Annotated in this window: 9 protein-coding genes and 1 tRNA gene; 7 read left to right on the forward strand and 3 right to left on the reverse strand. The window is 63.8% G+C overall.

The annotated features are described in order from the left end of the window. Nucleotides 1–250: 250 nt before the first annotated feature. Both EUV02_RS00500 and EUV02_RS00505 read right to left on the reverse strand, forming a co-directional pair. On the reverse strand, nucleotides 251–3160 hold the full coding sequence (locus EUV02_RS00500; protein ID WP_135244284.1) for a TonB-dependent receptor: 2910 nt from the start codon (nucleotides 3158–3160) through the stop codon (nucleotides 251–253). A gap of 232 nt (nucleotides 3161–3392) precedes the next feature. Then, complete coding sequence (locus tag EUV02_RS00505; protein ID WP_135244285.1) at nucleotides 3393–3860, reverse strand: hypothetical protein; 468 nt, start codon at nucleotides 3858–3860, stop codon at nucleotides 3393–3395. Between the two features lie 424 nt (nucleotides 3861–4284). Here EUV02_RS00505 and EUV02_RS00510 point away from each other — a divergent pair, with 424 nt between their 5' ends. The 5 genes from EUV02_RS00510 (at nucleotide 4285) to EUV02_RS00530 (ending at nucleotide 9269) form a co-directional block, all read left to right on the forward strand. Next, the gene (locus tag EUV02_RS00510; protein WP_135244286.1) at nucleotides 4285–5031 is read left to right on the forward strand and encodes a SapC family protein; all 747 of its coding nucleotides are present in this window, start codon (nucleotides 4285–4287) and stop codon (nucleotides 5029–5031) included. A gap of 172 nt (nucleotides 5032–5203) precedes the next feature. Further along, nucleotides 5204–5833 (forward strand): YceI family protein, encoded by a 630-nt coding sequence (locus EUV02_RS00515; RefSeq protein ID WP_207790073.1) that lies wholly within the window; start codon nucleotides 5204–5206, stop codon nucleotides 5831–5833. Then, nucleotides 5830–6405 carry a cytochrome b gene (locus tag EUV02_RS00520; protein ID WP_207790074.1) on the forward strand — a complete coding sequence of 192 codons (576 nt, stop codon included), beginning with the start codon at nucleotides 5830–5832 and terminating at the stop codon, nucleotides 6403–6405. The genes EUV02_RS00515 and EUV02_RS00520 overlap by 4 nt, the downstream gene beginning before the upstream one ends. Continuing rightward, complete coding sequence (locus EUV02_RS00525) at nucleotides 6398–6961, forward strand: YceI family protein (RefSeq protein ID WP_166430442.1); 564 nt, start codon at nucleotides 6398–6400, stop codon at nucleotides 6959–6961. Before EUV02_RS00520 ends, EUV02_RS00525 begins: the two co-directional genes overlap by 8 nt. A gap of 214 nt (nucleotides 6962–7175) precedes the next feature. Next, complete coding sequence (locus EUV02_RS00530) at nucleotides 7176–9269, forward strand: TonB-dependent receptor (RefSeq protein WP_135244288.1); 2094 nt, start codon at nucleotides 7176–7178, stop codon at nucleotides 9267–9269. Nucleotides 9270–9517: 248 nt separating this feature from the next. Here EUV02_RS00530 and EUV02_RS00535 read toward each other — a convergent pair whose 3' ends face one another. Then, complete coding sequence (locus EUV02_RS00535; RefSeq protein ID WP_135244289.1) at nucleotides 9518–10393, reverse strand: N-formylglutamate amidohydrolase; 876 nt, start codon at nucleotides 10391–10393, stop codon at nucleotides 9518–9520. Nucleotides 10394–10514: 121 nt separating this feature from the next. Here EUV02_RS00535 and EUV02_RS00540 point away from each other — a divergent pair. Both EUV02_RS00540 and EUV02_RS00545 read left to right on the forward strand, forming a co-directional pair. Next, nucleotides 10515–10589: transfer RNA gene (locus tag EUV02_RS00540), tRNA-Val, on the forward strand. A gap of 216 nt (nucleotides 10590–10805) precedes the next feature. Next, complete coding sequence (locus EUV02_RS00545) at nucleotides 10806–11549, forward strand: enoyl-CoA hydratase/isomerase family protein (RefSeq protein ID WP_135244290.1); 744 nt, start codon at nucleotides 10806–10808, stop codon at nucleotides 11547–11549. The last annotated feature ends 4 nt before the right edge of the window (nucleotides 11550–11553 follow it).

The following is an 11553-nucleotide window of genomic DNA, read 5'->3' on the forward strand; positions in this document are numbered from 1 at the left end:
GCGCTGCAAATGCGCGAAAAGTCAAGAAAACAGCGCTTGGGGCGAAATGGGGTGAAGGGCCTCCGGCGGGCAGGGTCTTGGCCCTGCACCCATAAGACGGGCCGGTTCAACATGCCGCAACGTCAGTCGCATTGGCACTCTTACCAAAATTGGGTGCAGGGCCAAGGCCCTGCCCGCCGGAGGCCCTTTGGCACACAAAAAACGGGCGGGGATTTCTCCCCGCCCGCAGATTTATTTCCGACTTCGACGCTTAGTTGAAGTGGAAGCCGATGGCCGCACCGTAACGACGCGGGTCGACGGTGAAGACGTTGGTGAACAGGCCCGACGAAGCGTCGGTCAGGTACATACCGGTGACAGCCGTGGTGTCCATGATGTTCTGGACGAAGCCGCGGATGTACCACTTGCCGTTGCCGCCGTTGAGCTGCACCTGGGCATTGAGGATGCCGTAGGAGTCGATCCGGTCAGCGAAGGTGTTGTAGTTGCGGCCGTACTGGTTGCCGGTGAAGTTGTAGTTGATCTGGAAGTAACCGCCCATCGATTCGTTGACATCGAAGTTGTACTGGGCACCCAGCGCCATCTTGAATTCGGGCGACTGGGCAAGCTGGTTACCATCGAGGTTGACCGGCACACCGTCAGGCATCGACACCGAGCCGTTCGGCGCAGTGATGATCTGGTACGGCAGCTTGTTTGCCTTGATGCTGTTGGCGAGTGCCGAGCAGATCGAGAAGGCGCCGACGGTGTTGGTACCACCGATCGGGGTGACCGGCTTCAGACCAACCGCAGCATTCAGGCCGTTGACCAGCGCGTCGCCACGCGGACCACCGACGACCGTCGGGATGACAGCGCAGTTCGAAGCGTTGGTGATGTCCTTAACGATGACGACATCGTTGCGGCCGGCGCTCGGATCACGCGAGTCCGACAGGCTGAGGTCCTTGATCGACGTGTGCAGGTAGCTGACAGCTGCAGTGAACTGCAGTGCCGGAACCGGCTGCATGACGAATTCGGCTTCGAGACCGTAGATCGTCGCGTTCGAGTTATCGTTGAACGACGAGCGCGCGATGATGCGGCTGACCTGCAGGCCCTGATAGTCGTAGTAGAAGCCGGTCAGGTTGGCCTGCAACGTGCCATCGAGCAGACGGTTCTTCATACCGATTTCATACGCGTTGATGAACTCGGGGTCATAGGCGACCTTCGCACCGGCGACGACCGACGGGTCAAACGACGGGTTGATACCGCCCGACTTGTAGCCGCGCGAGTACGACGCATAGAACATCGTCGAGTCGGTGAAGTTGAGCGTCGGTGTCCATTCGAGGACGACGCGGCCCGTCCATTCGCTCTCGTCGACGGTGGCGAAGCGGAACTGACGCTTGCTGGCTGCGACAGCCTGCGTGCCGCCCGCGGTGAAGCCGTAGTTATACAGCGGCTGCGGCTGATAGTCCTGGACGTCCTTGGTGGTGCTGGTCCAGCGCAGACCGCCGGTCAGCTTCAGGTTGTCCTTGAACTGCAGATAGGCCTCGCCGAAGAAGGCGTAGGTCGTCAGGTCGTAGTTTTCGACGCGGCTGTCGAAATACGGCGACGCCAGACCGCCCGGCCCGGGGCCGGCAGCGCCGAGCAGCGTCGCGGCATAGTCGAGCGTCGAGGCGACAACGAAATAGTCACCGCTGCTGTTGAACGACAGGTAGTTAGCGCCGAGCAGGAAGTTGAACATGCCGTCCAGCTTCGATTCGAAGTGCGCTTCGATCGACCACTGGTGGGTGTAGGCCGTCGAGCGGTCATACTGCAGCGGGCGGTCGAATGCGCAGCTGTAGTTCTGGCCGCCGATGTAGCCGACGAAGTTGGTGTTGGCTTCCGACGTGCACATGTTGGTGCCGTTGAAGTTGAGCGACGCCTTGCCCTGACCCGGGAAAGCGGCGTTCAACGTCGCGATGTTGGTCGGGATCGTGGTCTGAACGTTGGCGACGGTCAGGCTGTAGTCTTCACGCGAGTCGACCATGTTCTGGTCGTAGCCGCCGATGATGCTCAGCGTACCCTTTTCGAACGCATATTCGATGTTACCCATCAGGATGAGTTCGTTCGAGTTGTACGTCGGCTTGTACAGCGTGTTGGTTTCCCAAGGGTCGGCCGGGATCGGCACGCCCGAGAACGGATCGTTCGGGTTATAGATGCTGCCGAACGCCAGGCCGGGGATTGCTGCGCCGAGGCCAGGCGCTGCGATACGCAGGAATTCCTGGCTGGTCAGGATCGAGCCGAGCGTCGAGTTGCCGTTGGTGTGCTGCGTGGCCAGGCCGTTCGGCTGGCAGCCCAGAACCGCCGTCGCGTCGCGGATGCAGAGCTGCTTCTGGATGCGCATGCGATCCGAATCTTCATTGAAGTAGCTACCCATCAAGTCGATGGTCAGCGCGTCGGTCGGCTGATAGTGGATCGAGCCGCGGATCGCGTAGCTGTTGCGACCGTCGATCTGCTGGTCATCCCACAGGTTGGTGATGTAGCCGTCGCGGTTGACGTAGAGACCGGCGACGCGGAACGCGAGCTTGTCGTTGACGGCATAGTTGAACATGCCGGTGACTTTGATCGAGTTGTAGTTGCCGTATTCGAATTCGCCGAAGGCTTCGAGGCCCTTGGTGCTCGCCTTGTTGGGGATGAGGTTCATCACACCGGCGGTAGCGTTACGGCCGAACAGCGTGCCCTGCGGGCCGCGCAGCACTTCGATGCGCTGCATGTCGTAGAATTCGGTTTCGAACAGTCGCGGCGCAACGATCGGCATGTCGTTGACGTGGATGCCGACGCCGGTGTCGCCCGAACCCGAAACCACCGGGGCGCCGATGCCGCGGATGGTCAGGTTGGCGCCGGTGAAGTTACCCTTGGTGAAGGTCGTGTTGGGGATCGACTGGATCAGCTTCGAGGTGTTGGTGATCTGCTGTTCCTGCAACGTCGCACCGGTGAAGGCCGACACGGCAACCGGGACCGACTGCAGGTTCTGCGCGGTACGGGTGGCGGTCACGACGATTTCGGCGATGCCGGTGTTTTCAGTCGTGGCGGCGGCAGTGGCTTTGCCGGTATCGCCTTCGACCTGCGCCCAGGCGCCGGTGGAGGCCATCAGGCCGATCATGGACACGCCGGCGACCAGCGCGACGCGTGTAGTAGTAGCGATTGAACGCATGGTTCATTCTCCCCAAAGGTTTTGCCCATCCAGCTTCGCCCGCTTGCGTCGACGCGACCCGGTTGCCCGGCGCGAAGATCGAACTGACGATCGCTGGCGCGTTCCACTTGACGTTAGCGGAAAGCGTCGGGGGTTCTTTGAGCAATGTTCGACCGGCTTGTCTAGCGCTGTTGAACTTTTTTGTCCGATTCAACGCCTTGGAATCGCAACCGTGTTATTAATGCAACGGTTACTATCGGCGCTTGGGGGTGGCTTTGGGGGCCGGCATGATGCTGACAATGCTGCATTCGCCCCCCGACCGCGCGATCACGGTGTCGCGCCCGGCGCACAGCTTGCCGGCCTGCGCGCGCCGGTAATAGAAGCCCTGGTAAAAGCTCAGCGTCGGGCAGCCCTGCGCCAGATACATGCGCCAGCGCTGGCCGTTCGACAGAGTCATCTCGACAGCCTGGTCCCCGTAGACGATGGCACCGGCGACATGCTCGACATTGATGCAGCGCTTGCGGCCGGCCTTGGGCGGCGCCGGCCGCGGGCGTGCCGGGGACACGTTGGCGGGCGCTGCCGGAACGCGAATGATCGTTTCGCTATAGATTTGCACCGATACCGTGGGTTCGGACGCCGGTGCCTGCGCTGCGGCCAGCGGGACAGCCCAGGCGAGACTGCACGCCGCGACGGCGCCGGCGGTGAAGCCACCGGCCGCCATCCGGGCAATTCCGCTACTGGAGTGCAATCGCTGCATGGCCGCGCGTCAATTCCCTGACCGAATCCGTTGCTTCAAAGCCTGACTCCCACCCGTTGTCAGTACGGCGCGGCCGGATGCGACGCCCAGACAGCGGTTGGGCTGTCCAGATTGAACGGTGGGTGAACCTGCGCGGATTGTGCCATGACCCGTTCATGGCAGGCGACCGGCGCCATGGTCAACGCTGTTACGGTTACCGCATGCTGCCGTCAAAACGGATGCGAATATGCTGTCCAGCGGTCTTGCGTGGTTGCTTTGGCTTGCCTAAAGCAATGCCCGCCCCTTGTGCATGCTTGGGGGCGACCCTTGGGGCGCGAACCCTGTGGTTCGCGATGACTGCTCCGACTACCAGTTTCGTTGTTTGCTCTCGTCAGGAAAGATTAGTCTCATGGCTTCCACGCCCACCACCCCACAACTGCCGCTGTTCTACGGCGCTCTCGCACCCCTGCAGTCCACCGAACATGGCAGTTTCGGCCTTGTCGAAGGCGGCACGCTCGGCTTCGCGCAGGGCACGCATGCCATCCCCGTCACCGTCGACGAATTCGCGCTGGTGCAGCGCCACTACCCGATCGTCTTCGGGCTGGGCGACAATTCGGCGCCGCTGGCGCTCGTCGGCCTGTCGGAAGGCAGCAACCTGTATGTCGACAAGGACGGCAAGTGGCAGTCCGACACCTACATCCCGGCCTATGTCCGCCGCTATCCGTTCTTCCTCGCCAAGCTGACCGAAGAAGCGACCGAACTGACGCTGTGCTTCGACAACGCGTCGGGCTTCGTTTCGGCCGACGGCGCCAACAAGCTGTTCGACGGCGGCGAAGCCACCGACACCACCAAGGGCATCCTGGCGTTCTGCGAGCAGTTCGAACAGGCGATCGCCCGCACCCGCCAGTTCATGGAAGAGCTTAACAAGCTCGACCTGCTGATGGACGGTGAAGTCACCATCAACCAGCCCGGCATGGCCGAGCCCGCCGTCTATCGCGGTTTCCGCATGGTCGACGAAAACAAGTTCATGAACATCCGCGGCGACAAGGCCCGCGAGATGGTCAAGTCGGGCATGATGGGCCTGATCTACGCGCACCTGTTCTCGCTGTCGCAGATCGGCGGCTTGTTCGAAAAGCAGCGCAACCTCGCTGGCTGATTGAACGCCTGAGGTCTCGGCGGGTGGCGGCTATGCTGCTGCCCGCCAGACTCTACATCCACGCGTCTTTATTCCTGCGGAATCCGCAACAATCTGTTGCGCTGTCTGCGGTTGGCAATGCCCCGGCCACGCTCTAGTCTCCCTCCATCCATAAGGAACAGGGAGAATTCACATGCGTGCTGCACTGATCGGTCTGGCATTGTTTTCGGCTTTGGGCGGCATGACCGCCGCACCGGCACTCGCCGCCCCCACTTCGATCGCGCTACCGTCGGGCAAATATGTCCTCGACCCGTCGCATGCCAGCCTGACCTGGCGCGTCGTGCATTTCGGCCTGTCGAACTACACTGCGCGCTTTGTGAAATTCGACGCCACCGTCGATCTGAATGCCGCCGACGTCAGCAAGAGCACGCTCAAGGTCAAGGTCGATCCGACCTCGGTGCGCACCGACTATCCCTATCCCGACAAGGTCAACTTCGACGCAGAGATTGCCACCAGCCCGAAGTTCCTCGACGGCACCGCGCATCCCGATGTGACCTTCGTGTCGACCGGCATCGTCGTCACCGGTGCCAAGACCGCAAACATCACCGGTAACCTGACGCTGCGCGGCGTCACCAAGCCGGTCACGCTGGCGGCAACGCTCAACGGCAGCATCCCGGCGCACCCGATGACCAAGCTGCCGGTGTTCGGCATTTCGGCGAAGGGCAGCTTCAAACGCTCCGACTTCGGCATGGACTATGGTACGCAGTTCGTCAGCGACACCGTTGAACTGGTGATCGAGGCAGAATTCAATAAGGCACCATGATGAACCATAGTCGGTACTCGAGCGTTGCAATCACCCTGCATTGGCTGATTGCGCTGATCATCATCGGCAATATCATCGGCGGGCTGGCGCTCGACACCTTCCTCGACAGCGCCGACCCGGCGATGAAGATGACCGGCTTCAAGATCATCCAGCTGCACAAGGCGTTCGGGCTGACCGTCATCGGGCTGTCGGTGCTGCGGCTGTTGTGGCGGCTGGCAAATCCGGCGCCGGCGCTGCCGGCGCATATGACGCCGCTCGAAGTGCTGCTCGCCAAGGCGACACATCTGGGCTTTTACGCGTTGATGCTGCTGCTGCCGCTGTCGGGCTGGGCGATGGTGTCGACGAGCGCCAAGCGCTTCCCGATCAGCTATTTCGGGCTGTTCGACGTGCCCTATCTGCCGCTCGGCCAATCGAAGGCCCTCGGCGGATTGATGCACGAATCGCATGAATTGCTCGGCTACGGCGCGATCGTGCTGATTGCGCTGCACGTCGCGGCAGCGCTCAAGCACCATTATTTCGACCGCGACGATGTGCTGGCGCGGATGCTGCCGCTGGTGCGCAAGCGTGGCTAGCCGGGTCGCCCGCACGCTGCTCGGCCTGGCCTTGCTTGCCGCGCCGCTGCAGGCGGCGGTGCCAAGCTGGAGCGTCGAACCCGGCGCCAGCGCCATCGCCTTCACCGCAACCTGGCTCGGCAAGCCGGTGCACGGCCTGTTCAAACGCTGGACCGCTGACATCGCGTTCGACCCGGCAGCACTCGAAGCATCAAGAGTCAGCGTCAGCATCGACCTGACATCCGCCGTCAGCGGCGAATCGACCGTCGACGGCGCACTCCCCGAATCCGACTGGTTTGCGGTCAAGTCCGGCCCGACCGCGCGCTTCACCAGCACCAGCATCGCCAAGACCGCCACCGGCTATATCGCGCACGGCACGCTGACGCTGCGCGGCCGTGCCGTGCCGGTCGACCTGCCGTTCACGCTGGCCATCACCGGCGACCGCGCCACCATGCAGGGCAGCGCCAAACTCGATCGCCGGTCGTGGAAAATCGGCCTCGAATCGGATGCCACCGCCGAATATGTTGCTTTCGCGGTGCCGGTGGCGATCAAGGTGAGTGCGAAGCGCAAGCCCTAGGAACGAGAAGGGCCTCCGGCGGGCAGGGGCTTGCCCCTGCACCCATGAATCTGCGCCGGAATTTGTGCGTCGCCCGAACAATTGGGTGCAGGGCCACGGCCCTGCCCGCCGGAGGCCCTTAAACTCCCCATTTATCGCAATTATGCTGCACCTGCGTTGACAAGATATAACGTAACAAATAGGCCTGTGGTCACTTCATTCCCGGGAACCGACCATGTTGCGTACGAAGTTCACTTTGCTGCTGGGTGCCGCGCTATTGCCCGCGATGCTACTGGCGGCCCCGGCGCGCGCCGCAGATGCCGCGCCGACGCAGACCGCCGAGGCCGATGCCGGCGTTCACGATGATGCGCACCCGCAGGTCAGCGACGACATCATCGTCACGGCGCCATTCGCGCGCGACCGTTTCGGCGCGATGACCGGGGTGTCGGTGCTCGACGGCACCGTGCTGACGCGTGAAGTGCGCGGCACCATCGGGGAGTCGCTGACCAGCCAGCCGGGCGTCAGCGCAACCAGCTTTGGCCCCAACGCCTCGCGCCCGGTGCTGCGCGGCTTCCAGGGCGAGCGCGTCCGCGTGCTCACTGACGGCATCGGCAGCTTCGACGTGTCGAACACCAGCGTCGATCACGCGGTCGTCATCAACCCGCTGCTCGCCGAGCGCATCGAGGTGCTGCATGGCCCGACGTCGCTGCTGTACGGTTCGTCGGCGATCGGCGGCGTCGTCAACGTCATCGACACGCGCATCCCGCGCCACGTGCCCGACGAACCGGTGCATATCGAGGCGCTGGGCAGCTACGGCACCGCGGCGAACGAATTCAACGGCGCCGCCAGCGTCGACGTGCCGCTGACGCCCGAAATCGTCGCGCATGTCGATGGCAGCTACCTCAATTCGAGCGACCTCGACATCGGCGGCTATGTCTTGTCCGAACCGATGCGCCAGACCGCGATTGCCAATGGCGCGTTCGACCAGGCGGCGCTGAAGGACGTGCTGCCCAACAGCTCGGCGAAGACCTGGAATGTCGCCGGCGGGCTGGCGTACATCGGCGAAGGCGGCAGCGCCGGCATCGCGCTGAGCCACTACAACAGCAACTACGGCGTGCCGATCCGCTATTCGCTCGACCCGGCGGTCGAAAGCGAGGCGGTGCGCATCCAGATGCAGCAGACGCGGCTCGATGCGCGCGCCGAGTTCGAAACCGGCGGCAGTTTCGTCGAGCAGGTCAAGTTCCGCTACGGCTACGCAAACTACTCGCATTTCGAACAGGATCTGCAGGGCAACATCGGCACGACGTTCTACGACAAGGCGATGGAAGGCCGCGTCGAGCTGGTGCAGGCGGTGCGCGGCGGCTGGAAGGGTGCGTTCGGCGGCCAGTTCATCACCCGCGACTTCGATGCCATCGGCGCCGAAGCCTTTCTGCCGCGCAATTCGACAACGCAGGTCGGCGCGTTCGTGCTGCAGGAAATCAAGTTCGGCGCCATCAAGACCGAGTTCGCGGCGCGCATTGAAAACAGCCATGTCACGACAGCGATGACCGGGTTCAACCGCGACTTCACGCCGCTGTCGGCGTCGGTCGGTGCATCGGTGCCGCTGGGCAGCGAGGATTGGCGCGTCGGGCTCGACCTGTCGCACACCGAGCGTGCGCCGTCGGCCGAGGAACTGCTGGCGAACGGCCCGCACGGCGGCACCGCGGCCTATGAAATCGGCAACCCCGACTTCGTCATCGAAAGCTCGAACGGCGCCGAAATGGTGCTGCACGGCAAGGGGGACAAATATAATATCGAAGCGTCGGCGTTCTACGACAGCTTCTCGAACTACATTTATGAAAACCAGACCGGTGCCATCATCGACAATCTGCCGGTGTTTCAGGCTGTGCAGGCAAATGCGGTCTATTGGGGCTTCGAAGTGCAGGGCAATGCGACGCTGACGCAGTTCGGCAGCTGGACGCTGACCGCCAACGCACTCGCCGACTATGTCAACGCCGAAATCAAGTCGGTCGGCCCGGCGCCGCGGATCCCGCCGCTGCGGTTGCGCGGTGGGTTGACCATCGCCAACGACAGCTGGGTCGGCGAAGTCACCGCCGAATATGGCGCGGCACAAAACCGCGTCGCGTATAACGAAACGACGACGCCCGATTATGTGCTGCTCAATGCCAATTTGACGTGGACGCCGTGGACCGACAAACCGGGCACCTATTTCATCTTCGCGATCGACAATATCCTCAACCAGGATATCCGCCGTGCGGCGTCGTTCCTGAAGGATTATGCACCGCTGCCGGGGCGCGATTTCCGGCTGTCATTCCGCGTTGCAATATAATTTGTCGCACCCGTTGACGCGCGCCAACTTCATTCCCATCTGAGGTTCGTGGCCGGGAGTTCCCCCCCTTTCTTCCGGTCATTCGATAGCGCCGAGGCGCTGTCATTCTCCCTGAACCCTGGCCACTCCGGCATTGTCGGAGTGGCCTTTTTTTCGCAGTGCGGCAGGGGCTCGCCCCTGCACCCGGTTGTCAGGCGCTCTTCAATCGGGTGCAGGCGTCACGCCTGCCCGCCGGAGGCTCTTGAAGCTTACTCCGCCGCGTCGCGCAGCGCCGCCTCCAGCCCCAGCCGCGGCAACTCCACCAGCAGCCGGTCGATCAGCCCGGTCATCAGCGCGGTAATCTTCGCGAAGCCGGCGTTGGGCCGCAGCCGCGCGGTGTCCATGTAGAGCGCGCGGTCGATTTCGATCTGCACGGCGTGGGTGCCGGTGGCGGGGGCGCCGTGCGCGGCGGTGGTGTAGCCGCCGGCATAGGGGTCGTTGGCCACGACACGCAGCCCGGCGCTGGTGAAATGTTCGGCGATGGCGGCGACGAGGGCAGGCGCGGCGCTGCGGCCGTGGAGGTCGCCGAGCACGATCTGCGGCGTGCCGTGGCGACCGGGCAGCGGCGTCGGCATCGAGTGGCAGTCGATCAGCACGGCATAGCCGTGGCGGGCGTGCGCGGCGTCGAGCAGTGCTGCCAGTGTCGCGTGATAGGGGGTGTGCACGGCGCTGATGCGGGCGCGGGCATGTGCGAGCGACAGCGGGCCGGTGTAGATGTCGAGGCCGTGCGCGGCGATGCGCGGCAGGATGCCGAGCCCGACGCGGACGCGGTCTCCATGCTGGTCGGGGTGTGGCGGTGGCGGGGCGTCGAACATCGACGGATCGAGTTCATCGGCGCTGCGGTTGAGGTCGAGCCATGCGCGGCCGTAATGCGCCGCGACCAACGGCACGCCGCGGTCGGGCGCGGCGCCGACCAGCGTATCGACAAAGGCGTCTTCGGCGCGGCGCAGCTGATCGACGCGCAGCCGCGTCTGTGCCAGGAATGCCGGCGGATAGGCGCGCCCCGAATGCGGCGACGCCAGCACCAGCGCGGTTGCGGGCGTGCCGGTGACGGTGAAGCCGTCGGTCGGGGTGGAATCGCGCATCGTGCTGGCACCTTAACAGCAAGCGGCGTTGCGGCCAGCCCCGTGAAATGCTGCACGTGCGGAAAATGCGCCACGCTGCGCTTGCTTATCGCCAAGCCTGCGGCTATTGACCCCGCAGCGTGGGCGCGTAGCTCAGTGGTAGAGCACTGTGTTGACATCGCAGGGGTCGCTGGTTCGATACCAGCCGTGCCCACCATTTTCCCCTTTTTGATGTCATGACCACTGCCCGCCGGCGGCGTGGCGGTTCGGGGCGCCACGGCGTCAAGCCGGTTTGAAAACGACCCGCATTGTGCAAGTCAGTTGGGCAGGCGGTGCCGAATGCCCTGCTTGATTCGGGCTGCCGGATCATCCGGGGCTTCAGGCCGCAGACATAAATGACAATGCCGCAACGGCGTGCGCAAGGGGAAGATCGATGGAACCGCTGGTCAAGCGCGAGAATTTTGACGGCTGGACGCAACTGACACTCAACCGGCCCGACAAGCTCAATTCATTGACGGTCGGGGTGTTTGCCGAGCTGCGCGCGCATGTCGAGGCGTTGGCGACCGACACGACCATCGGCTGCGTCGTGCTGCGCGGCGCCGGCAAATGCTTTTCCGCCGGGCACGACCTGGGTGACATTGCCGAGGGCGAGAAGGTGCCGTCGCGCGGCTGGCACAGCGAGACGCTGCGCATGCTGGAAATGCTGCCGCAGCCTGTCGTCGCGGCGGTGCACGGGCATTGCTATACCGGCGCGCTCGAAGTCGCGCTGGCGTGCGATTTCATTATCGCCTCCGATGACGCGCGCTTTGGCGATACGCACGCCAAATGGGCGCTGACGCCGATCTGGGGCATGAGCCAGCGGTTGCCGCGGCGCGTCGGGGCCGCCACCGCCAAGCGGCTGATGTTTACTGCCGACATGATCGATGCCACTGAGGCCGTGCGCATCGGGCTGGCGGAATATGCCGTGCCGCGCGCCGACTTCGAGCGCGAGATCGAGAGCCTCGCCAAGCGCATCGTTGCCAATTCGCCGTTCAGCCACCGCGCCAACAAGCGGCTGCTCGAGGCGACCGATGGCGGCCTGCTCGACGCCGGGCTGAACTGGGAAGTCGAGCACAGCGAAGGCGTCGGCCCCGACATGCACGCGCGCATCGCCGCGTTCACCAACCGCCGCAAATAGGCCG

It is taken from the genome of Glacieibacterium arshaanense (genome assembly GCF_004681125.1).
Taxonomy (GTDB): Bacteria; Pseudomonadota; Alphaproteobacteria; order Sphingomonadales; family Sphingomonadaceae; genus Polymorphobacter_A; species Polymorphobacter_A arshaanense.